The following is a 21,495-nucleotide window of genomic DNA, read 5'->3' as shown; positions in this document are numbered from 1 at the left end:
CGCGCGTTTTTTTATTCCGCACTTTACTCCGCACTGTTCACCACGTTTCAAGGTGCGTGGTTCATTTCCAGCCGTGCGCGTCGCTTGAGGCGCGTGATTTAATCAACGCCCTTCACGGTGCTCGCAATGCGCGGTTCATTCCGCGTCGTCCGCGACAATCGAAAGCGGCGCGGCGACATGCTCGAGCGACTTGCGCTCCGCATCCACGCCCCATATCGCGGCGATCACCGCGGCTGCGAGCATGAGCCCCGAACCGACCAGGTAGCCCACAAACACTTCGCTGCGCTGATGCGTATCGATCAGCCGGCCAAAGAACGCCGGACCGATGATGCCGCCCAGCGCCGTGCCGAATGCGTAGAACACCGCGATCGCCAGCGCGCGGATTTCGAGTGGAAACGATTCGCTGACCGTCAGATACGCCGAGCTCGCGGCGGCCGAGGCGAAGAAGAAGACCACCATCCACGCGATCGTCTGTGTCACGACGGTGAGCATGTGCTGCTCGAACAGGTAGCCGCTCAGTGTCAGCAGGATGCCGGACAGCGCGTAAGTCGTAGCGATCATCTTGCGTCGCCCGATGACGTCGAAGAGCCGGCCGAGCACGAGCGGCCCAAGGAAATTGCCGAGCGCGAACGGCAGCAGATACCAGCCAATGTGGTCGCCCGGCACGTGGTAGAAGTCGGTCAGCACCAGCGCGTAGGTGAAAAAGATCGCGTTGTAGAAAAACGCCTGAGCAGTCATCAACGACAGACCGACCAGCGCGCGCCGTCGGTGCACATTGAACAGCGTGTGGAACACCTCGCGCAGCGGCGTATGTCCGCGCGCGCGCAGTTTTAGCCGCATGAGGTCGTCGTCGGAGAGGGCGTGGCCTTCGTTGCGAAAGCGCGTTTCAATGCCATCGACGATCGAGCGCGCATCGCGTTCGCCGCCGTGTGTGAGCAGCCAGCGAGGACTTTCAGGCACCCAGATGCGCATCGGCAGAATCCCCAGCGCCAGCACCGCGCCGATGAAGAAGCAGGCGCGCCAGCCCCAGTCGCCCGGCAGTAAATTGGGATCGAGCAGGATCAGCGAGCCCGCCGCGCCGAGGCCCGCGCCGACCCAGAAAGTGCCGTTGATGCCGAGATCGGTCCAGCCGCGTACTCGCGCTGGCGTGAATTCCTGGATCGTCGAGTTAATCGCCGTATATTCACCGCCGATGCCCGCGCCGGTGAGAAAGCGAAACAGCAGAAAACTGGCGAGATTCCACGAAAAGGCGGTCGCCGCGGTCGCGGCCAGATACAGTGCGAGCGTGAGGAAGAACAGCTTGCGACGGCCGAGCCGGTCGGTCAGCCAGCCGAAGCCGAGCGCGCCGAGCACGGCGCCGGCAATGTAGGCGCTGCCGGCGAGGCCTACGTCGGCGTTGGTAAAGTGCAACGCCTGGCTGGACTTCAACGCACTGGCCACCGCGCCCGCCAGCGTGACCTCAAGACCGTCCAGCAGCCACGTCACGCCCAGCGCGACAACGATCAGAGAGTGAAAGCGCCCCCACGGCAACCGGTCGAGCCGCGAGGGCAGGTCCGTTTCAATGACGGCGGCGTTTTTCTCGTGGACAACGGCGGTGGGCGGCGCGCTCATTGCTGCAAGTCTCCTGATTGTCGAAAATTGGCGGCGTATCCTGTCGAATTCAGCAATTTTTGTTCCGTCGAGCGGGCTTTCGACTTTGTTGCGGGCATCCCGGAAAGCGTCAGTTGATGCTGATTGGGCTTTCGTGATACAAAGCCGCTCCCCTTTCTGTCCGCGCCAGCCGTGAGCGGCGATTCCTGCCATGAACTATTGCGCGATTGATTTCGGTACTTCCAATTCGGCCGTAGCCGTCCCTGACGGCGCTGCGCTTAGGCTTGCGCCGGTCGAAGGCGCCTATACGACGCTGCCGACCGCCGTCTTTTTCAACACCGACGAGAACACCCGCGAGTTCGGGCGCTCGGCGCTGGCGGCGTACATCGACGGTTTCGACGGCCGTCTGATGCGCTCGATGAAAAGTATTCTCGGCTCGCCGCTCGCCGAGAATTCGACCGATCTCGGCGACGGCTCGGCGATCAAGTACACGGACATCATCGCGATTTTCGTCGACTATCTGAAGCGCTCGGCCGAAAAGAGCGTGGGCGAGCCGATCAGCCGCGCCGTGCTGGGCCGCCCGGTGTTCTTCGTCGACGACGATCCGCGCGCGGACCAGATGGCGCAGCAGCAGCTCGAAGCCGCGGCGCGTTCAGTCGGTTTGCGGGAGATCCACTTTCAGTATGAGCCGATCGCGGCCGCGTTCGACTACGAATCGCATCTGACGGAAGAGGGACTCGTACTGGTGGCCGACATCGGCGGCGGTACGTCGGACTTTTCGCTGGTGCGGGTGGGGCCGGAGCGGATGACGCGCGTGGAGCGCAAAGACGATGTGCTGGCTCACCACGGCGTGCACGTCGCAGGCACCGATTTCGACCGCCGTGTCGAACTGGTGACGATCCTGCGCGAACTCGGCTACCAGACGCTCGACCCAGAAGGCCGCGAGATTCCGAGCCGCATCTATTTCGATCTAGCCACCTGGCATCTGATCAACACCGTCTACGCACCGAAGCGCGTCAGCGAGCTCGCGCTCATGCGGCATCTGTTCACCGAGGTCAGGCATCACGACCGCCTGATGCGCGTCGTGGAGCGCCGCCTGGGCCATGCATTGGCGGCTCATGCGGAAGAGGCGAAGATCGGCGTGGCGGCGGGTGGTGAGACCGTGATCGATCTCGACGAGGTGGAAGACGACTTGCGCCTCGCATTCGACGAAGCACAACTCATCAAGGCCGGTCAGGACGAGACGCAGCGCATCGTGCAGGCGGCGCGCGACACGGTGCAGGCGGCCGGCGTGGCTCCGCGTGACGTCAACGCGATTTACTTCACGGGCGGTTCGACCGGATTGGCGTTTCTATCCGGTGCATTGTCGGCGGCATTTCCGGACGCCAAAGCGGTATTCGGCGACCGTCTTGCCAGCGTGGCGACGGGTCTCGGTATTCACGCGCGGCGCGTGTTCGGATAACCGGACTAACCAATCGCATACTGCGGAGATAATCGCCGCAAGTAATGGCGATAGATATAAAAAAACCCCGCCGAGGCGGGGTTTTTTGCGTCCAGAAGGAAGCGTGCTCGCTTACGCCGGCTTGATGTTAGCGGCTTGCTTGCCCTTCGGGCCCGTCTTCACTTCAAACGTAACCTTTTGGTTTTCTTGCAGCGTCTTGAAGCCTTCCGTGCGGATTTCCGAGAAATGCGCGAACAGATCTTCGCCACCGCCGTCCGGCGTGATGAAGCCAAAGCCCTTTGCGTCATTGAACCACTTGACGGTACCGGTTTCCATATTACTTGTTCCTAAAGATGGTAAATAAGGCCGAAGCCCAATGGGTGCGCATGAAAATCAAGGAAGGGGGTAATGGGACCAACCGGAGTACCGTTGATGGGCGAACTACGAAAGACCAATTCACTCGCCGCTTGAAATCCTGCCCGAACGTTATACGGCGATTTGGGGCGAAGGTCAACACTCGGATCCCAACTTTACAATATTTTGATGGATTGGCGTAAAAGTTGCTTACAAAGCTTGCTATTCGCCTGAGAATTTTGCTAGGGAGAACCCTTAGTTTCGCTGCAACGTGCGGGTGCAACCGTTAAACTACGCGCCGCGCGTCGGTTGCACCTCATTCTGGACCGTCACGCACGCATGCGCGTCACCCCGTCTCCAGCGCCACAAGCGATGTCACGCGGTGCCGGCATGATTCTGATTCAATCTGCATGGGACCGGAGCCAGTGTGCTAAGCCACTGGCTCCGGCCGACATACGGTGTATGGGACCCGAGTAAGCGTTACAACGCTAACTCGGGTCGACACAGGAGAAGATGTGAAAAGTTCTATACAACGGAACATCGGACCGGTCGCGCTGTTGCTGACCGGCTTGGGTTCGATCATTGGATCGGGCTGGCTGTTCGGTGCGTGGAAGGCTGCAAAAATTGCCGGGCCGGCTGCCATTTGTGCATGGATCATCGGTGCGGTGGTGATTCTCGCGATTGCCTTGACCTACGCAGAACTCGGCGCGATGTTCCCGGAGTCCGGCGGGATGGTGCGTTACGCGCGCTATTCGCACGGCGCGCTGGTTGGGTTCATCAGTGCATGGGCCAACTGGATCGCCATTGTCTCGGTGATTCCAATCGAGGCAGAAGCATCCATTCAATATATGAGTACCTGGCCGTATCCATGGGCGCATGCGCTATTCGTGGATGGGTCATTAACGACTAATGGGCTGTTGTTGTCCGCGGCCCTCGTGATCATTTACTTCCTGCTGAACTACTGGGGCGTGAAACTGTTCGCGCGCGCCAATTCGGCGATCACGGTCTTCAAGTTCCTGATTCCGGGCGCGACGATCGCTGGTCTGATGCTGTCGGGCTTCCACAAGGAAAACTTCGGCGAAGTGAGTACCTTTGCGCCGTATGGCTGGTCGGCTGTGCTGACGGCAGTGTCGACGAGCGGTATCGTGTTCGCCTTCAACGGTTTCCAGAGCCCGATCAACCTCGCGGGTGAAGCGCGCAATCCGGCCAGGAGCGTGCCGTTCGCGGTGATCGGCTCGATCCTGCTGGCGCTGGTGATCTACGTGCTGCTGCAGGTCGCGTATATCGGCGCGGTGAGTCCTGGCGACGTGATGAAGGGCTGGAGCCACTTCAACTTCGCTTCGCCGTTTGCCGAACTGGCGATCGCGCTGAACCTGAACTGGCTGGCTATCCTGCTGTACGTCGACGCGTTCGTCAGCCCGAGCGGCACTGGTACGACCTACATGGCCACCACGACCCGCATGATCTACGCAATGGAGCGCAACAACACGATGCCGAAGATGTTCGGCAACGTACACCCGTTCTACGGCGTACCGCGTCAGGCGATGTGGTTCAACCTGCTGGTGTCGTTCATTTTCCTGTTCTTCTTCCGCGGCTGGAGTTCGTTGGCGGCGGTGATTTCGGTTGCGACCGTGATCTCGTACCTGACTGGCCCGATCAGCCTGATGGCGCTGCGCCGTGCGGCGACGGATCTGGAGCGCCCGCTGCACATTCCGGGCATGAAGTTCATTGCGCCGTTCGCTTTCGTTTGCGCGTCGCTGATTCTGTACTGGGCGAAGTGGCCGCTGACTGGCGAAATCATTCTGCTGATGGTTGTCGCGCTGCCGGTCTACTTCTACTTCCAGGCGAAGTCGGGTTTCGGCGGCTGGGGCCGTGATCTGAAGGCCGCATGGTGGCTTGTGGCTTACCTGCCGATGATGGCGATCCTGTCGCTGATCGGCAGCAAGGAATTTGGCGGCCACGGCCTCCTGCCGTACGGCTGGGACATGCTGGTGGTGGCCGTGTTCTCGCTGGTGTTTTACTACTGGGGCGTGCATAGCGGCTATCGCTCGGAATACCTCGAAGAGCGTCAAACGCACGACGAAGTGCTCGAAGGCATGGGCGTACATTAAGTTGCCGCGCTGAGTCTTCCGTCGGACCATCTCGGTCCGGCACGGTAAAAAAAAGGCCGCCTGGTTGCTCAGGCGGCCTTCTTTGTTTGCGGTGACGCGCCGATCTTGTTCGGGCGTTTCCGATAGCGCTGGGTTGGCGTTGAATCAGGCCGTGCCGAACACGTAATTCGTCATCGCAAGCGAGCGCTGATAGGTTCCGAGCGACTGGATCGCCAGCGAATAATCGTCGTCCGCCGCGCCCAGCGCTGCGAATACGGGCAGCAAGTGCTCGTCGGTCGGATGCATCAGCACCGCGTGCGGCGCCTGACGGCGGTAGTCGAGCAACGCGTCGATGTCGTGCGCGGCGAGTTTGGCCTCGAACCAGTCGGTGAATTCGGCCACACGCGGATCGGCGTCTTCCGGGCGCGCGGAAAAGTCGGCCGCGCGCAGGTTGTGCGTGATCTGACCCGAGCCGATCACCATCACGCCGTCGTCTTTCAGCGAGCGCAGCGCGCGACCCACGCGGAAGTGATGCGCGGCGTCCATGTGCGGCTGGATTGACAACTGCGCGACCGGCACGTCGGCTTCCGGGAACATCAGCAGCATCGGTACCCACGCGCCGTGGTCGAGCCCATGTGGCTGAGCTTTGGCAAGGATGCCGTGTTCGCCGAGCAGCACGGCGGCACGGCGCGCCACATCGGGTGCACCCGGCGCCGGATACTGAATCTCGTACAACTGACGCGGGAAGCCGTAGAAATCGTGAATGGTTTCCGGTGCGGTGGAGGTGCTCACCTCCGGCTGCGCCGTGCCCCAGTGCGCCGACAGCATCAGCACGGCCTCGGGACGCGGCAATTGCGCGGACAGTGCACCGAACTCGGCGGACGGCAGGGAAGGGTCGATGGGCAGCGTAGGCGCGCCGTGGGAAAGGAAAAGCGACGGTAAGCGATTCATGGCAGCAACGTCGCCGCAGGGACGCGGCGCGGAAGTGGGGTTGCTATCAATATAGGTCCGTACCGGTGTTTGATAAACGGGTGAAAACGGAATTGATTGTGTCGCAGGTGTTATTAATGCTGACAGAGCGATGGCGGCGCGCCGCTCGCGAGGCCGCGGCAAGATAGCGCCAGCCTTCGCGCCACGCGCGGTGAGCGGTACGTCGTCCTGCGAATTATTCCTGCGTGCCGCGCAAACCTTGCCACGCGGGCGACATGGCGGGTCCCAGCGCGAACAGGTCCAACACACGCGCTACCGTGTGATCGACCATTTCGTCGATCGAGGCGGGGTGGTTGTAGAAGGCCGGCAAGGGCGGGAAGATCACGCCGCCCATTTCTGTGACGGCCGTCATATTGCGCAGATGCGCGAGATTGAACGGCGTTTCGCGCACGAGAAGCACAAGCCGGCGGCGCTCCTTGAGCGTGACGTCGGCGGCGCGGGTGATCAGGTTGTCGGAAAAGCCATGCGCGACGCTGGCGAGCGTCTTCATCGAGCAGGGAGCGATCACCATGCCGTCGGTTGCAAACGAGCCGGACGCGATGCTCGCGCCGACATCGCGCACCGAATGAACGACATCCGCGAGCGGATGCACGTCTTCTTTGCTCAACTGGAGTTCGTGCTGGATATTGAGCCAGCCTGCGCTCGAAATCAGCAGATGGCTCTCGACGCCGCCCAGCCTGCGCAACGTCTCGAGCAACCGGATGCCGTAGATGGCGCCGGTCGCGCCGGTGATCGCGACGATCAGCCGGCGTGGCGCCGCAGCGCGTGTTTCCATGGCTCGCGGCGCCTTATCGGAGGACAACAAAGGTTCGGACAGCGGCCGCTTAAGCCGCGGCGAACAGTTGCTGCAGTTCGCCCGATTCGTACATTTCCATCATGATGTCCGAGCCGCCGACGAATTCGCCCTTCACGTAGAGCTGCGGAATGGTCGGCCAGTTCGAGAACTGCTTGATGCCCTGGCGGACTTCGTCGTCTTCGAGCACGTTGACGGTTTTGATTTCACCGACGCCGCATGCCTTCAGAATCTGGATGGCGCGGCCGGAAAAGCCGCACATCGGGAACTGGGCGGTACCCTTCATGAAGAGCACGACGTTGTTTTCGTCGACGATTTGCTTGATGCGTTGTTGCGTATCCATGACTGACCTTGCGGTTCCGTTATGTGTAGGGAATAGGCTGAAATGATAGCGGATTTCGGTACAGCCGGCCGAGGGCCGCTTCGTCACCCTCGACGATTGAGGCCATTCATCGCGGTCAGCCGGGCAACAGGCCGCCACTGATTCGCTCGATGCCGGCCAGATCCTGCTCCGAGCGGACTTGCTCAAAACCTTGCGCCGTCAGCAGGCCGCGCACGGCTTCCGCCTGATCGTACCCGTGTTCGATCCACAATACGCCGTTGGCGGCCAAATGTGCGGGCGCGCCAGTGATGATCGCGCGGATCGCGCTGAGTCCATCGGCTTCGTCGGTGAGCGCGCCGCGCGGTTCGAAGCGCAGATCGCCTTCCGACAGATGCGGATCGCCGCTCGCGATATACGGCGGGTTGCTGACGATCACGTTGAAGCGCAATGCTGCGTCGAGCGAGCTGTACCAGTCGCTTTGCTGCAGGTCCATGGCACCGCCGGGGCGTTTGGCATCCAGCAGACGTGCGGCGTTGCGCGTGGCTACCGCCAACGCTTGCGCGGAACGGTCCAGCGCCCGGACCTGCGCATCGGGCCGCATCGACGCGATGGCCACGGCGATTGCGCCGGTGCCGGTGCCCAGATCGAGCACGCACGGCCGCGCGATGTTTTCCATCGCCGCCAACGCCGTTTCGACCAGCAATTCGGTTTCCGGACGCGGAATCAGCACGTCCGGCGTCACTTCGAAATCAAGCCCAAAAAATTCTCGCGCGCCGACCAGTTGCGCCACCGGCTCACCGCCGGCACGCCGCGCTTCCAGCAACCGGTATCGTTCAACGAGTGCGTCGTCGAGCGTTTCATCGCTGCGCGTAATCAATTGCGTATGCCGCCAGCCGAGCACGTGCGTGAGCAGAATCCGCGCTTCGAGCGGCGGCAGCGGCGAGGCGCGCAACAGCGCGGCGGGCGTGACCGGATCCATCCGCGCTTAGTCCGCGTCGCCCAGCGAAGCCAGCAACTCGGCCTGATGCTCGCTGACGAGCGCCGCAATCAGTTCGTCGAGATCGCCGTCCATGATTGCGTCGAGGCGATACAGCGTCAGATTGATCCGGTGATCCGTCAGACGACCTTGCGGGAAGTTGTAGGTGCGAATCCGCTCCGACCGGTCACCCGAGCCGATCAGGCTCTTGCGCGTGGCGGCTTCCTTCTGCTGCTGCTCGTGCGATTGCTTGTCCTTGATGCGCGCGGCCAGAACCTTCAGCGCACGATCCTTGTTCTTGTGCTGCGACCGGTCGTCCTGACATTCGACGACGATGCCCGTCGGCAAGTGCGTGACGCGCACGGCCGAATCGGTTTTGTTGATGTGCTGCCCGCCCGCACCGGACGCGCGGAACGTGTCGATGCGCAGATCGGCTGGATTGATCTCGACCTCGCCGATTTCGTCCGCTTCCGGCATCACCGCGACCGTGCACGCCGACGTGTGAATGCGGCCCTGCGTTTCGGTGGCCGGCACGCGTTGCACGCGATGGCCGCCTGATTCGAACTTGAGCTTGGAATACGCCGCTTCGCCGGCGATCCGCACGATCACTTCCTTGTAGCCGCCCAGATCCGATTCGCTCGCCGACATCATTTCCACCTGCCAGCGGTTGCGCTCGGCAAAGCGCAAGTACATGCGCAGCAAATCGCCCGCGAACAGCGCCGATTCGTCGCCGCCTGTTCCGGCACGGATTTCGAGGAAGATGTTGCGGTCGTCGTTCGGGTCTTTCGGCAGCAGCATTTTTTGCAATTCGGCGCCGAGTTTTTCCATCCGCTCGCGCGCCGCGCGAATTTCCTCTTCCGCGAAGTCGCGCATCGACGCGTCCGCCAGCAGTTCCTGCGCGGTGGCTGCGTCGTTCATGGCGTGGCGCCACAGCGCGTAATGCTCGACGACCGGTCCGAGCTCGGCGTGCTCACGCGTGAGCTTGCGGTATTGGTCGAGATTCGAGGTGATGTCCTCGCGGCTCAACAGGTCGTTCAGTTCGGCCAGCCGGGTGGTGAGCTGGTCGAGCTTGCGTTGCATGCTCGTTTTCATCGGACGGGTATCGGAGCGGACTCCGGCAAAGACGACGACTAGGGAGGTGGGCAGATGCCCTGATCAGAAGCACGTCGCGGGCCACTCGTGGCAGCGCGGACGATGCGGCAGTGGCTGCGCCGCTAACGCTCCGTAGAACCGGAGTGTTTGTAGAAGCCGCTCATCAACTCGATGAGCGTGTCACGGTTCTCGCTGCTCGCGCGATTGAGCGCGTGCGTGGGGCCGTGGATCAATTTGTTGGTGAGCGATTGCGACAGCGCTTCGAGCACGGCTGCCGGGTCGTCGCCGCGCGCGAGCATTTTCTGCGCGCGTTCCACTTCGGCGCGACGCAGCACGTCGGCCTGCGTATGCATGTGCCGGATCACCGGCACGATGCTGCGCGCGTCGAGCCATTGCATGAAATTCTGCACACGCGTTTCAATGATCGCCTCGGCCTGGGCGACCGCGGCCTGGCGCGACGCATTGCCTTCGCGCACGATCGCGCCGAGGTCGTCGACAGTGTAGAGAAACACGTCTTCCAACTGGCCGACTTCGGGTTCGATATCGCGCGGCACGGCCAGATCGACCATGAAAATCGGCCGGTGGCGGCGCGCCTTTACGGCCCGCTCGACCGCGCCCAGACCGATGATCGGCAAGGTGGAAGCGGTGCACGACACGATGATGTCGAACTCGTGCATGCGCGTGGGCAGTTCCGAGAGCGGAATGGCCCGGCCGTTGAAACGTTCGGCAAGGCGGGTGCCGCGCTCGGCGGTGCGGTTTGCGACTACGAGTTCACGTGGCTGCTGCGCTGCGAAGTGCGTAGCGCACAACTCGATCATTTCGCCCGCGCCGATGAACAGCACGCGCTGGTTCGAGACCTTGTCGAAAATCCGTTGCGCGAGCCGTACGGCCGCGGCCGCCATGGAAACCGACTGCGCGCCGATTTCGGTCGTGCTGCGCACTTCTTTCGCCACGGCGAAGGTGCGCTGGAACAACTGATTCAGATAGGTGCCGAGCGCGCCGGCTTCAGACGCCGTGCGCACCGCATCCTTCATTTGTCCGACGATTTGCGTCTCGCCGAGCACCATCGAATCGAGGCCCGAGGCGACGCGGAACGCGTGGCGCACGGCTTCCGACTGCGGCAGCGCGTACACATGCGGCGCGAGTTCGTCGATGGGCAGGTTGTGGTACTTCGAGAACCACTGGATCGCGGCCTCACGCGCGGCCTGGTCGTCGGTCGCGCAGTAGAGCTCGGTGCGATTGCAGGTGGACAGAATCGCCGCTTCCGGCGCCGTGCGGGCGGTGCGGCCGAGCCAGATGCTCTTGAAGGTGTCCAATGCAGGCTTGATCTGTTCGAGCGGAAACGCCACGCGTTCGCGCAAGGCGACAGGCGCAGTGTGGTGATTGATTCCGATCGTTAGAAGCTGCATATGAGGGACTATGGTTTAGCCCAATATTATAGCGTTTTCACCATTCTTACATTGTGCGCGAGTCATTCGGTCTCTACAACGGCCTCTGGCGGGATGGCGTCGAGCTGATAGCCGTAGCCGTAAAGCGGTGTCAGGCAATAGCCGTGCTCCGGGCGCAACTGTAATTTGGTCCGCACGCGCGAGGCATGGGTGTCGACGGTGCGCGTCTTTACGTCGCGGCGGCGTGTCCAGACGGTTTCGAGAATATGCGCGCGCGACACCGGCCGCGACAGATTGGTAAATAGCAGCAACGCAAAGCGGAATTCTTTCGGCGTCAGGGCGACCGTACGATCCCGGAATGTGACGGCGAAGCGCCCCGCGTCGAACGTGTAGCCGCCGATCGTGTCGAGCCGCTTGTTGGGCGGCCGCCGCAAGCCTGCGCGTCGCAGCAGTGCGTCCACGCGGGCCAGCATTTCCGGGCCGCGGACCGGTTTGGTCAGGCAGTCGTCGGCGCCGGCGTGCAGCGCGGCAACAATCTGGCTCTCGCGAGGCTCCGACAACAGCACGATCACCGGTAAGCTTGGCAGGATGGAACGGGCGCGCGGGATCAGGTCTTCGGCGGAATGATCGCCGGTCCAGCCCTCAGTGATGAGAAGATCGAAGAATTCGTCGGCGGCGTGATGCAGGAACGGGGCGCCCGCGGTGAAGTGCTGGCACATATGGCCGCCGGCAAAGATCAGCCGGCCAACTAGTGTGGCGTGCCGGAGGTCCGGCTCGATAAGGGCGATTCGCATGGCGCGCTTTCAGCCTGGCAATAATCGGGGACTGGGATTCTCCGTAAGGCTTACAGCTTGCCTAACATCACCCCGACCCCTAAACTCAACCGCTATGCGGAAAGCGCCGTGCTGAACCTCTATAGTTAATGAGACAAAAATGCTATCTGCCCAAACCTCCGGCGCCCATGAGACAAATCTGAAACTGCGCGTGACGCATTTGAAACCGCGCCAGACCCGCCGCTGATGGGGTGGCCTGGAATCCTGGTGCTGGGTGCGGTGATCGGCCTGGCGGGATGGTGGCTGCATCCGCTGCGCCGTTCGAGCCGCGCCCAATGGTGGGTCGCGCTATTGGCCGGCGTGCTGGGCGCGGTTGTCGCGCGTATGGCCGGCAATGTGATCGGCCTCTTTCATGACGGCGATATGCTCGAATGGCCGGTATGTACCGCCATCGCGCTGGTCGCAGTTGCCGTGACGGTCGGCTTGCTTTCCCGTCGATGAATACTTGCAGGTGACTCTGATGAATGCCCGACTCCCCGAAACCTCTTCCATCCCTGAACGACTCGCGACATTGCGCAGTGCCATGGCGCGCGAAGGCGTAGCTGCTTATCTGGTGCCGTCCGCGGATCCGCATCTATCCGAATACCTGCCCGGGCGCTGGCAAGGCCGGCAGTGGCTATCGGGGTTCACCGGATCGGCCGGCACGCTGGTCGTGACCGCCGATTTCGCCGGCGTGTGGACCGACAGCCGCTATTGGGAACAAGCCAGCGCGCAACTGGCCGGCACCGGCGTTCAGTTGATGAAGATGACCGGCGGCCAGCAGACCGCGCCGCATTTCGAATGGCTCGCGCAGAACGTCCCGGCCGGGGGCACGGTCGGTGTGGACGGCGCTGTACTCGGCGTGTCGGCGGCGCGCGCGTTGAGCCAGGCGCTCACCGCGCACGGCGTGAAGCTGCGCACCGACGTCGATCTGTTCGACGCGATCTGGCCGCAGCGTCCGTCGCTGCCCGCCGCCGCCGTGTTCGAGCATGCGGCGCCGCACGCGAGCGTCGCCCGTTCGGAAAAGCTCGCGCAGATTCGCCGGGCGATGGCGGAAAAGGGCGCGCAGTGGCACTTCATCTCCACGCTCGACGACCTTGCATGGCTGTTGAATCTGCGCGGCGCCGACGTCAGCTACAACCCGGTCTTTGTGGCGCACGCGCTGGTCGGTCAGGAGAGCGCGTCGCTCTTCGTCTCGGACGGCAAGGTGCCGCAAGCATTGGCCGATGCGCTCTCGCGCGACGGCATCAGCGTCGAGCCGTATGCGAAAGCGGCCGATGCGCTGGCCGCGTTGCCGGCCGGCAGCACGCTGCTGATCGACCCGCGCCGCATTACGTATGGCTCGCTGCAGTTGGTGCCGTCCACGGTGAATGTGGTCGAGGCGGTCAATCCGTCCACGTTCTTCAAGTCGCGCAAGACCGAGGCGGAAGCGGAGCACGTGCGCGAGACGATGGAGCAGGACGGCGCGGCACTCGCCGAATTCTTCGCGTGGTTCGAAGGCGCGTTGGGCCGTGAAACGATCACTGAACTGACGATCGACGAGCGCCTGACGGCAGCTCGCGCGCGCCGTCCGGGCTTCGTATCCCTGAGTTTTGCGACGATCGCCGGCTTCAACGCGAACGGCGCGATGCCGCACTACCGCGCGACCGACGACGCGCATCAGGTGATCGAGGGCAATGGCCTGTTGCTGATCGATTCGGGCGCACAGTATCTGAGCGGCACGACCGACATCACCCGTGTCGTGCCGGTCGGCACCATCAGCGAGGCACAGCGGCGCGATTTCACGATCGTGCTGAAAGGCACCATGGCGCTGTCGCGCGCGAAATTCCCGCGCGGCATCCGTTCGCCGATGCTGGACGCGATCGCCCGCGCGCCGATCTGGGAAGCCGGCGCCGATTACGGTCACGGCACCGGTCACGGCGTGGGATATTTCCTGAACGTGCACGAAGGCCCGCAGGTGATTTCGCACTACGCGCCGGCCGAACCGTGGACCGCGATGGAAGAAGGCATGATCACTTCGGTCGAGCCGGGCATTTACCGGCCGGGCAAGTGGGGCGTGCGGATCGAAAACCTGGTGCTGAACGTGGCCGCGGAGAAAACCGAGTTCGGCGATTTCCTCAAGTTCGAGACGCTGACGCTGTGTCCGATCGACACGCGCTGCCTCGACTTGTCGCTGTTGCGTGACGACGAGCGCGCATGGCTCAACGCATATCACGAGATGGTGCGCACGCGCCTGTCGCCGCATGTGTCGGGTGAGGCCAAAGCGTGGCTGGAATTGCGCACACAGCCTATCTGATCGCGTCGCCGCGACCTTACTGACGGAGAGTGCATGGCCATCAAGGCAGTCGTGTTCGATTTCGGCGGCGTGCTGATCGACTGGAATCCCGAGTATCTATATCGTCAGTTGATTCCAGACGAAACGGAGCGCCGCTGGTTTCTGACTCACGTCTGTTCAATGGACTGGGTGGTCCGTCAGGACGGCGGCCAGCCGATCGTCGAGGCAACAGACGAATTGATCGCGAAGTTTCCCGATCACGCACCGCTGATCCGCGCGTTCTACGAGCGCTGGCACGAGATGGTAGCCGGCGTGCTGGAAGAGGGCGTGGCGATCATGGAAAAGCTCGAAGCCGCCCATGTGCCGCTTTTCGGGCTGACGAACTGGTCGGCGGAGACGTTTCCGTATGCGTGGGAGCATTACCCCGTGCTGCGGCGGTTCCGCGACATCGTCGTATCGGGCAGGGTGAGGCTGGTCAAGCCCGATCCGGCGATCTTCGCGGAAATGCGTCAGCGGATCGAGGCGCAACTGCCGGGCATCCAGCCGGACGAACTCGTCTTCATCGACGACAATCTGAAAAATGCCGAGGCTGCGATGGCGCTCGGCTGGCACGGTGTGCATCACACCGCCGCCGCGCGAACCGAAGCGAAATTGCGCGAGCTGGGGTTGCCGGTTTAAGCGCGCATCGGCTACTGACCAAGCAGATTTTTCAACGCGTTACCCAATCCTTTCACTGTCTCCCCGGCGCCCTTCGCCACGCCTTCGACGCTCACGCCCATCGCTTTCGCAAACCCGGTTCCGAGGCGCGTCATCAGACTCTCTTGCACCGAGAACTTCGGATCGCGTAAATTCCCATCCAGCACGAAATGCAGCGTGATGTCGCCGCTGTGTGTCTTAAGCGCGGCGATGGCGGCCTTGGTCGGAATCGACATGAAGGTGTCGAGCGGGTTGTCGCTGTCGGCGAGTTGCAACTGGTGGATTGTGACCGTACCGGGCGCGTGCAACTGATAGTTGCTGACCGTCGAATCGACTGTCAGATCGACCGTGCCGCCCGTCACCTGCGCCTTTGCGCCGGTTTTTTTCAGCAGGTACGGATCGAGCATCACGACATCGATGCCGCGCAATCTGGTGGTGGTCTGCGAATCCTTGCTGGCGATCTTGATCCAGCCGTCGAACGAAACGGTGCCCGTATGCGCCGGACCTTTGATCGAGCCGGTGAGCGCGAGTGTGGTCGGTTCGCTGAGCGCGGGTAGTTGCAGATGATCGACGGTCGCGTTGGCGTTGCTGACCGTCACGTTGAATGCCGGCGGACCGACCGTCATGTCGTAGAAATGGAAGTTGCCTTGCTCGAAGCTGATGTGATCGATCAGCTTTTCGCGGGGAGCGGTCGCCACTGCGCCGCTGGCTTCCCCGTCGGACTTGTTCACCGATTGCCGCAGATTCGGCAACAGGCGGATCGCGCCGTCCTTGGTGCGCAGTGCTGCGAGGTCGAAACCGCGTACTACCACGCTTCGAATATGTATCCGCCGCGTGAGCAGATCGCGGATATCGGGCGTGAGCGTGATTTCGTCGGCGCGTAGCGGATCACCGGCGGGCCAGCCGGGTGGCGCTTTGAGCAGAACGTTGGTGAGATGGACGGAGGTGAGGCCGACCTGGATGCTTTCCGCGCTGCACAATGGCCCGAGCGCGGCAATCACTCGCTCTTTGATTTCGCGCTGCGCGAACTGCAGCGCAGCGAGCGCGACGACGATTAGCACCAGCAGCACACCGCCGATCGCGATGGCCCAGCGCTTGCCCTTCGACATCGCCATGCTTGCCTCCTCGTCGCCGCGCTATGCGCGGTGTGGATGTGATTGGCCTGAGCATGCGCCGCTTGAGCGCACATCTGTTTGATATGGCGGCGTTGCCGCTCCTGCCGGGACGACCTGTATCACGCCGTGGCACGCAATGCGCGTGCCCTACCGACCATCCGGCGAACGCAGGGCGTTTCCGCGTGTGCCATGAAAAACAAAATGACCGCCTGATCGACCTGCAAAGCAGGCCGATCAGGCGGTCAGTAAAGCGTTCAGCAATCCTGTCAGCAAGAAAACGACCTGCACAACAGCCCGCTCGTCGACCGACGAGCGGGCTGCAAAGCCTGCGATTTATCGCGCGATCGGCTTGTAACGCAGACGCTTCGGACGAGCCGCTTCTTCACCGAGGCGGGCGCGTTTGTCCGCTTCGTATTCCTGGTAGTTGCCGTCGAAGAACGTGATTTGCGAATCGCCTTCGAATGCCAGGATGTGCGTCGCGATCCGGTCGAGGAACCAGCGATCGTGCGAGATCACCATCACGGAGCCGGCGAATTCGAGCAATGCGTCTTCGAGTGCGCGCAGCGTTTCGACGTCCAGGTCGTTCGACGGTTCGTCCAGCAGCAGCACGTTGCCGCCCGCGATCAGCGTCTTCGCCAGATGCAGCCGGCCGCGCTCACCGCCCGACAGATTGCCGACGGTCTTCTGCTGGTCGCCACCCTTGAAGTTGAAGCGGCCGATATACGCACGCGACGGCGTTTCGTACTTGCCGACCGTCAGCACGTCCGCACCGCCGGAGATTTCTTCGAACACGGTCTTCGAGCCGTCGAGCGCGTCGCGGCTTTGATCCACGTACGCGAGCTTGACCGTCGGGCCTTGCACGATTTCGCCCGAATCCGGCTGTTCGCGGCCGGTGAGCATGCGGAACAGCGTCGACTTACCGGCGCCGTTCGGTCCGATGATGCCGACGATCGCGCCCGCCGGAATCTTGAAGCTGACGTCGTCGAGCAGCAGACGGTCGCCATACGACTTGCTGACGTTCTTGAATTCGATCACTTCATTACCCAGGCGATCGCCGACCGGGATGAAGATTTCCGAAGTCTCGTTGCGCTTCTGGTAGTCCTGGCTGTTCAGTTCCTCGAAGCGGGCGATCCGCGCCTTCGACTTCGCCTGACGGCCCTTCGGGTTCTGGCGCACCCACTCCAGTTCCTTCTTGATCGCCTTCTGACGCGCCGATTCCGACGATTCTTCCTGCTTCAGGCGCTCTTCCTTCTGGTCGAGCCAGCTGCTGTAGTTGCCCTTCCAGGGAATGCCGTGGCCGCGGTCGAGTTCGAGAATCCACTCGGCGGCGTTATCGAGGAAGTAGCGATCGTGGGTCACGGCGACGACCGTGCCCGGGAAGCGCGTCAGGAACTGTTCGAGCCAGTCGACCGATTCCGCGTCCAGGTGGTTGGTCGGTTCGTCGAGCAGCAGCATGTCCGGTTTTTCGAGCAGCAGCTTGCACAGTGCCACGCGGCGCTTTTCGCCGCCCGACAGGTGTTCGATCTTCGCGTCCCACGCCGGCAGACGCAGTGCGTCGGCGGCGATTTCGATCTGCTGCTCGGCGCTGCCGTCGGTGGTGGCCAGAATCGCTTCGTACTTCGCCTGCTCGGCGGCGAGCGCGTCGAAGTCGGCGTCCGGTTCAGCGTAGGCGGCGTAGATTTCGTCGAGCTTCTTTTGCGCGCCGAAGACGTCGCCGAGGCCTTCCTCGACCGCTTCACGCACGGTCTTGTTCGGATCGAGCTGCGGTTCCTGCGGCAGATAGCCGATGTTCAGGTTCGGCATCGGCGTGGCTTCGCCTTCGATATCTTTGTCCACACCGGCCATGATGCGGATCAGCGTCGACTTGCCCGAGCCGTTCAGGCCGAGCAGGCCGATCTTCGCGCCGGGGAAGAACGACAGCGAAATGTCTTTCAGGATTTGACGCTTGGGCGGCACGATTTTGCCGACCCGGTTCATGGTGAAGACGTATTGGGCCATTTGCTCGCAATAGACGTTGACGACGCCGGCCGCGTGGGGGCGGGCGGTCGTGGGTGGATGGGTAATCGGTGTGTTGGCCGGGCAGTGCGCCCGGCGCCGGCCGGCGCGGCGTCGAGCGCGGCTTCGAACCCCGCGACGCCCCGCGCGCGGGCGGGTTGTGCAGATGGCATTGTACTTCGGGGCGGGGGTGGGGCGGCAGAGGGCGTTCGTGGGGACGCTGGTGCGCGCATCTCCCCGCGAGGTTTAAAGCCAATCCGCTACGCCGCCGTGCCGTGAACAGGTGCCGCTGCGATGCCGGCTGAAACTGTAGGTGCCGTCGCGGCAGCGCGCGGTCGCGCCTTCGGGTGCCTTGCCTGATAGAGAGCGCGCTGGCGCATGCACCGTGTTGCCGTCGCGATTGGTATAGGTGTTGTGATTGCTGAGGTTCGCTTCGTCGGGCGACGTTCCGGGTGCGACGTAGGCGAACGCCGAAGTCGCGGTGAACAGCAGCACAGCGGTGAGCGCTGCTGTTCGGCGCAAGCAGTGGAGGGCAATACCTTGCATGGTTCTAAAGTCTTTATTGTTTTGGGTACGTCGGGTTTGGCCAAAGCGGGACGTCAGTTCGCGCGCCGTCCGCTTGCCGGATCGAAGAAATGCAGATGGTGAGCGGGCAACGCGACTTGCAGCGTCTCGCCCGCTGCGGGCCGATGCGTATGCGGCAAGCGAACCGTCACGTCGTGCTTGCCCCAGCGGCCGTGCGCGAGGTTGTCCGCGCCGAGCAGTTCGCAGGAATCGACGGTCAACGTGGCATTGGACGCGTCCGCTTGACCCGGCGTCATATGCTCCGGGCGAATGCCGAGCGTCCATTCGCGGCCCTTGGCGACTTCCCGGCCGATCGACGCCACGCCTGTAAGCGGCAGCTTCGGACCGTTGCCGGCCACTTCAAACGTCAAGCCGTCATCCGACACCTTGCCTTCCATCAGGTTCATCCCCGGCGAGCCGATGAAGCTCGCGACGAACACCGTCGCCGGCCGCTCGTAGACCTCGGTCGGCGCGCCGATCTGCTCGGCGTGGCCTTTGTTCATCACGATCACGCGTTGCGCCAGCGTCATTGCTTCGATCTGATCGTGCGTGACGTACAGGCTGGTGGTGGCGAGCCGCGCATGCAGGCGCTGGATTTCGAGGCGCATCTGCACGCGCAGGCGCGCATCGAGATTCGACAGTGGTTCGTCGAACAAAAACACCGCCGGCTCGCGGACGATCGCGCGGCCCATCGCGACGCGTTGCCGTTGCCCACCGGACAACTCGCGCGGCTTGCGTGCGAGCAGCGGTCCAAGCTCGAGAATCTGCGCCGCAGCGTCCACACGCTTCGCAATCTGCGCGCGCTCGACGCCCGCGATCTTCAGCGCATAACCCATGTTCTCGGCGACGCTCATATGCGGATACAGCGCGTAGTTCTGGAACACCATCGCGATGTTGCGATCTTTCGGTTCAAGCCGATTGACCACCTTGCCGGCGATCGAGACGGTGCCGTCTGAAATGCCTTCGAGCCCGGCCACCATCCGCAGCAAGGTCGATTTGCCGCAACCGGACGGGCCGACCATCACGACGAACTCGCCGTCCGCGACGTCCACGTCGATGCCGTGCAACACGAACTGTTTGCCGTCGTAGGTCTTTTTAACGCCTTGCAGAGTCAGTGCAGCCATGCTGTTTTTAGCCTTTTCGTTGCTTGCCGCGCGTGCCACGCTTTACGCGGTGCTCTTTATTCCATGTCCAACGCCGAAGCTCGCCCACGCTGCGCGAGTTACTTCTCCGAGTCCACCAGCCCGCGCACGAACCAGCGCTGCATCGTCAGCACGACGACGAGCGGTGGCAGCATGGCGAGCAGTGTTGCGGTCATGACGAGATGCCATTCGGTTGCGGTATCGCCGGACGCGATCATGCTTTTGATGCCGACCACGGCCGTGGTCAGCGATTGCTGGCTCGTAATCAGGATCGGCCACAGATACTGATTCCAGCCGTAAATGAACGTGATGACAAAGAGCGCCGCCATGTTCGTTTTCGACAGCGGCAGCACCACGTCCCAGAAGAACCGCATCGCCCCTGCACCGTCGATGCGCGCCGCTTCCATCAGTTCATCCGGCAGCGTCATGAAGAACTGGCGGAACAGGAACGTGGCGGTGGCCGACGCGATCAGCGGCAAGGTCAAACCGCTATACGTATTGCTCAAATGCATCGACGACACGACTTGCACGGTCGGAAAGATCCGCACTTCGACCGGCAGCATCAGCGTGATGAAGATCAGCCAGAACGACAGATTGCGAAACGGAAAGCGGAAAAACACGATCGCATACGCGGAGATCATCGAAATGGCGATTTTGCCGATCGAAATCACCAGCGCCATCACGAGGCTGTTGAATATCATGCGGCCGAACGGCGCGGCCGCATTGCCGCTGCCCTGCGTCCAGACGGTGGCGATGTTCTCGAACAGATGTGTACTCGGCACCAAAGACAGCGGCACGCTGAACACCTCATGCTCGCTCATCGTGGCCGCGCAAAACGCGACGTACACGGGAAACACCACCAGCACGACGCCGAAAATCAGCACCGCATGGCAGAAGAGGTCGAAACCGCGGCGGTTCTCGATCATGAGTATTGAACCCTGCGTTCGATGAAGCGGAATTGCGCGACCGTCAGCGCGACGACGATCACCATCAGGATGACGGACTGCGCGCCCGAACTGCCGATGTCCAGCCCCTGGAAGCCTTCGGCGAAAATCTTGTAGATCAGCGTGCGGGTGGACTGCGCCGGACCGCCGCCGGTGGCGGCGTCGATCACCGGGAAGGTGTCGAAGAACGCGTAGGTAATATTGATCACCAGCAGGAAGAAGCTGGTTGGCGAGAGCAACGGCAGGGCGATGCCGAAGAAGCGCCTGACCGGACCGGCGCCGTCGATGGCCGCCGCTTCGATCAGCGAGCGCGGAATCGCCTGCAAGCCGGCATAGAAGAACAGAAAGTTATAGCTGACCTGTTTCCATACGGAGGCCAGCACCACGAGAAACATCGCCTGGCCCGCGTTTAACGCGTGATTCCATACGATGCCGTACTTCGCGAGCGCATAGGTGACGAGGCCGATGCTCGGATTGAACAGGAACGACCACAACACGGCGGCGATCGCGGGCGCGACCGCATACGGCCAGATCAGCAGTGTCTGATAAGCCTTGGCGCCGCGTGTCACGCGATCCGCGCAGACCGCCAGCAGAAGCGAAATCACCAATCCGGACACGGTGACGAGCGCACAGAAAATCAGCGTCGTATTGAACGACGACAGGTAAAGCGGATCGGCGAACAACTGCTTGAAATTGGCGAGCCCGACAAACTCGCTCGACGTGCCGAACGCGTCCTGACTTTGCGTGGATTGCCACAGCGCTTCGCCTGCCGGCCACAGAAAGAAGAGCAGCGTGATCAGGAGTTGCGGCGCGACGAGCAGGTAGGGCAGCACGCTGGTGCCGAAGCTGGAGCGCTTTTCCATGGAGAATTCCCGAGGTTCTTCTACAACAACAGGTTTCGGTGCGGGCGCACCGA

20 protein-coding genes are annotated in these 21,495 nt (G+C 62.5%); 5 read left to right on the top strand and 15 right to left on the bottom strand.

What is annotated here, in order from left to right:
• Positions 1-135 precede the first annotated feature (135 nt).
• The gene (locus ACOSV0_RS17985) at positions 136-1,611 is read right to left on the bottom strand and encodes an MFS transporter (protein ID WP_434107471.1); all 1,476 of its coding nucleotides are present in this window, start codon (positions 1,609-1,611) and stop codon (positions 136-138) included.
• A 190-nt stretch (positions 1,612-1,801) separates the two neighbouring features.
• On the opposite strand from ACOSV0_RS17985, the gene ACOSV0_RS17980 reads away from it, so the two are divergent.
• Positions 1,802-3,052: an Hsp70 family protein gene (locus ACOSV0_RS17980; RefSeq protein ID WP_434107469.1), complete on the top strand. Its 1,251-nt coding sequence runs from the start codon at positions 1,802-1,804 to the stop codon at positions 3,050-3,052.
• A 111-nt stretch (positions 3,053-3,163) separates the two neighbouring features.
• Here the strand turns inward: ACOSV0_RS17980 and ACOSV0_RS17975 are convergent, their stop codons facing one another.
• Positions 3,164-3,367 carry a cold-shock protein gene (locus ACOSV0_RS17975; RefSeq protein ID WP_060858913.1) on the bottom strand — a complete coding sequence of 68 codons (204 nt, stop codon included), beginning with the start codon at positions 3,365-3,367 and terminating at the stop codon, positions 3,164-3,166.
• A gap of 533 nt (positions 3,368-3,900) precedes the next feature.
• Between ACOSV0_RS17975 and ACOSV0_RS17970 the strand changes: the two genes are divergently transcribed.
• Positions 3,901-5,496 carry an APC family permease gene (locus tag ACOSV0_RS17970; RefSeq protein ID WP_434107468.1) on the top strand — a complete coding sequence of 532 codons (1,596 nt, stop codon included), beginning with the start codon at positions 3,901-3,903 and terminating at the stop codon, positions 5,494-5,496.
• A 144-nt stretch (positions 5,497-5,640) separates the two neighbouring features.
• Here ACOSV0_RS17970 and ACOSV0_RS17965 read toward each other — a convergent pair whose 3' ends face one another.
• The 7 genes from ACOSV0_RS17965 to ACOSV0_RS17935 form a co-directional block, all read right to left on the bottom strand.
• Positions 5,641-6,426 carry a DODA-type extradiol aromatic ring-opening family dioxygenase gene (locus tag ACOSV0_RS17965; protein ID WP_434107467.1) on the bottom strand — a complete coding sequence of 262 codons (786 nt, stop codon included), beginning with the start codon at positions 6,424-6,426 and terminating at the stop codon, positions 5,641-5,643.
• Between the two features lie 214 nt (positions 6,427-6,640).
• Positions 6,641-7,240 (bottom strand): UbiX family flavin prenyltransferase, encoded by a 600-nt coding sequence (locus ACOSV0_RS17960; protein ID WP_434107466.1) that lies wholly within the window; start codon positions 7,238-7,240, stop codon positions 6,641-6,643.
• A gap of 49 nt (positions 7,241-7,289) precedes the next feature.
• The gene (gene grxD, locus ACOSV0_RS17955; RefSeq protein WP_012434475.1) at positions 7,290-7,601 is read right to left on the bottom strand and encodes a Grx4 family monothiol glutaredoxin; all 312 of its coding nucleotides are present in this window, start codon (positions 7,599-7,601) and stop codon (positions 7,290-7,292) included.
• A gap of 115 nt (positions 7,602-7,716) precedes the next feature.
• Entirely contained in the window at positions 7,717-8,559 is an 843-nt protein-coding gene (gene prmC, locus ACOSV0_RS17950) for a peptide chain release factor N(5)-glutamine methyltransferase (protein ID WP_434107465.1), read from the bottom strand.
• A 6-nt stretch (positions 8,560-8,565) separates the two neighbouring features.
• Positions 8,566-9,648, bottom strand: a complete 1,083-nt coding sequence (gene prfA / locus ACOSV0_RS17945; RefSeq protein ID WP_434107464.1) for a peptide chain release factor 1 — start codon at positions 9,646-9,648, stop codon at positions 8,566-8,568.
• A 122-nt stretch (positions 9,649-9,770) separates the two neighbouring features.
• Entirely contained in the window at positions 9,771-11,057 is a 1,287-nt protein-coding gene (gene hemA, locus ACOSV0_RS17940; RefSeq protein WP_408235934.1) for a glutamyl-tRNA reductase, read from the bottom strand.
• 62 nt (positions 11,058-11,119) lie between these two features.
• Positions 11,120-11,830, bottom strand: a complete 711-nt coding sequence (locus ACOSV0_RS17935) for a response regulator transcription factor (RefSeq protein WP_434107462.1) — start codon at positions 11,828-11,830, stop codon at positions 11,120-11,122.
• A 225-nt stretch (positions 11,831-12,055) separates the two neighbouring features.
• Between ACOSV0_RS17935 and ACOSV0_RS17930 the strand changes: the two genes are divergently transcribed.
• The 3 genes from ACOSV0_RS17930 to ACOSV0_RS17920 are packed head-to-tail and all read left to right on the top strand — an operon-like array spanning position 12,056 to position 14,801.
• The gene (locus tag ACOSV0_RS17930; RefSeq protein WP_434107461.1) at positions 12,056-12,310 is read left to right on the top strand and encodes a hypothetical protein; all 255 of its coding nucleotides are present in this window, start codon (positions 12,056-12,058) and stop codon (positions 12,308-12,310) included.
• 19 nt (positions 12,311-12,329) lie between these two features.
• Positions 12,330-14,144, top strand: coding sequence for an aminopeptidase P family protein (locus ACOSV0_RS17925; protein ID WP_434107460.1), 1,815 nt, complete (start codon positions 12,330-12,332; stop codon positions 14,142-14,144).
• 33 nt (positions 14,145-14,177) lie between these two features.
• Positions 14,178-14,801, top strand: coding sequence for an HAD family hydrolase (locus tag ACOSV0_RS17920; protein ID WP_434107459.1), 624 nt, complete (start codon positions 14,178-14,180; stop codon positions 14,799-14,801).
• A gap of 11 nt (positions 14,802-14,812) precedes the next feature.
• Here ACOSV0_RS17920 and ACOSV0_RS17915 read toward each other — a convergent pair whose 3' ends face one another.
• From ACOSV0_RS17915 to ugpA, 6 genes are all read right to left on the bottom strand, one after another.
• Complete coding sequence (locus ACOSV0_RS17915) at positions 14,813-15,934, bottom strand: DUF748 domain-containing protein (RefSeq protein WP_434107457.1); 1,122 nt, start codon at positions 15,932-15,934, stop codon at positions 14,813-14,815.
• Positions 15,935-16,267: 333 nt separating this feature from the next.
• Positions 16,268-17,932: an energy-dependent translational throttle protein EttA gene (gene ettA, locus ACOSV0_RS17910; protein ID WP_093643520.1), complete on the bottom strand. Its 1,665-nt coding sequence runs from the start codon at positions 17,930-17,932 to the stop codon at positions 16,268-16,270.
• A 243-nt stretch (positions 17,933-18,175) separates the two neighbouring features.
• The gene (locus ACOSV0_RS17905) at positions 18,176-18,475 is read right to left on the bottom strand and encodes a DUF3761 domain-containing protein (RefSeq protein ID WP_434107456.1); all 300 of its coding nucleotides are present in this window, start codon (positions 18,473-18,475) and stop codon (positions 18,176-18,178) included.
• A 53-nt stretch (positions 18,476-18,528) separates the two neighbouring features.
• Entirely contained in the window at positions 18,529-19,617 is a 1,089-nt protein-coding gene (locus ACOSV0_RS17900) for a sn-glycerol-3-phosphate import ATP-binding protein UgpC (protein WP_434107455.1), read from the bottom strand.
• Between the two features lie 98 nt (positions 19,618-19,715).
• Positions 19,716-20,561 (bottom strand): sn-glycerol-3-phosphate ABC transporter permease UgpE, encoded by an 846-nt coding sequence (ugpE, locus tag ACOSV0_RS17895; RefSeq protein ID WP_434107454.1) that lies wholly within the window; start codon positions 20,559-20,561, stop codon positions 19,716-19,718.
• Entirely contained in the window at positions 20,558-21,442 is an 885-nt protein-coding gene (gene ugpA / locus ACOSV0_RS17890; protein WP_434107453.1) for a sn-glycerol-3-phosphate ABC transporter permease UgpA, read from the bottom strand. The genes ugpE and ugpA overlap by 4 nt, the downstream gene beginning before the upstream one ends.
• Between the last annotated feature and the right edge of the window lie 53 nt (positions 21,443-21,495).

This window comes from Paraburkholderia caffeinilytica, assembly GCF_051027425.1.
Lineage (GTDB): Bacteria > Pseudomonadota > Gammaproteobacteria > Burkholderiales > Burkholderiaceae > Paraburkholderia > Paraburkholderia caffeinilytica_A.
The sequence above is the reverse complement of the archived record's forward strand: the minus strand, read 5'-3'. Positions and strand labels throughout refer to the sequence as shown.

Bases quoted from the DNA above. Each gene is read 5' to 3' on its own strand.
- ACOSV0_RS17985 (WP_434107471.1), bottom strand. From the start codon at position 1,611: ATGAGCGCGCCGCCCACCGCCGTTGTCCACGAGAAAAACGCCGCCGTC.
- ACOSV0_RS17980 (WP_434107469.1), top strand. From the start codon at position 1,802: ATGAACTATTGCGCGATTGATTTCGGTACTTCCAATTCGGCCGTAGCC.
- ACOSV0_RS17975 (WP_060858913.1), bottom strand. From the start codon at position 3,367: ATGGAAACCGGTACCGTCAAGTGGTTCAATGACGCAAAGGGCTTTGGC.
- ACOSV0_RS17965 (WP_434107467.1), bottom strand. From the start codon at position 6,426: ATGAATCGCTTACCGTCGCTTTTCCTTTCCCACGGCGCGCCTACGCTG.
- ACOSV0_RS17960 (WP_434107466.1), bottom strand. From the start codon at position 7,240: ATGGAAACACGCGCTGCGGCGCCACGCCGGCTGATCGTCGCGATCACC.
- grxD (WP_012434475.1), bottom strand. From the start codon at position 7,601: ATGGATACGCAACAACGCATCAAGCAAATCGTCGACGAAAACAACGTC.
- prmC (WP_434107465.1), bottom strand. From the start codon at position 8,559: ATGGATCCGGTCACGCCCGCCGCGCTGTTGCGCGCCTCGCCGCTGCCG.
- prfA (WP_434107464.1), bottom strand. From the start codon at position 9,648: ATGAAAACGAGCATGCAACGCAAGCTCGACCAGCTCACCACCCGGCTG.
- hemA (WP_408235934.1), bottom strand. From the start codon at position 11,057: ATGCAGCTTCTAACGATCGGAATCAATCACCACACTGCGCCTGTCGCC.
- ACOSV0_RS17935 (WP_434107462.1), bottom strand. From the start codon at position 11,830: ATGCGAATCGCCCTTATCGAGCCGGACCTCCGGCACGCCACACTAGTT.
- ACOSV0_RS17930 (WP_434107461.1), top strand. From the start codon at position 12,056: ATGGGGTGGCCTGGAATCCTGGTGCTGGGTGCGGTGATCGGCCTGGCG.
- ACOSV0_RS17925 (WP_434107460.1), top strand. From the start codon at position 12,330: ATGAATGCCCGACTCCCCGAAACCTCTTCCATCCCTGAACGACTCGCG.
- ACOSV0_RS17920 (WP_434107459.1), top strand. From the start codon at position 14,178: ATGGCCATCAAGGCAGTCGTGTTCGATTTCGGCGGCGTGCTGATCGAC.
- ACOSV0_RS17915 (WP_434107457.1), bottom strand. From the start codon at position 15,934: ATGGCGATGTCGAAGGGCAAGCGCTGGGCCATCGCGATCGGCGGTGTG.
- ettA (WP_093643520.1), bottom strand. From the start codon at position 17,932: ATGGCCCAATACGTCTTCACCATGAACCGGGTCGGCAAAATCGTGCCG.
- ACOSV0_RS17905 (WP_434107456.1), bottom strand. From the start codon at position 18,475: ATGCAAGGTATTGCCCTCCACTGCTTGCGCCGAACAGCAGCGCTCACC.
- ACOSV0_RS17900 (WP_434107455.1), bottom strand. From the start codon at position 19,617: ATGGCTGCACTGACTCTGCAAGGCGTTAAAAAGACCTACGACGGCAAA.
- ugpE (WP_434107454.1), bottom strand. From the start codon at position 20,561: ATGATCGAGAACCGCCGCGGTTTCGACCTCTTCTGCCATGCGGTGCTG.
- ugpA (WP_434107453.1), bottom strand. From the start codon at position 21,442: ATGGAAAAGCGCTCCAGCTTCGGCACCAGCGTGCTGCCCTACCTGCTC.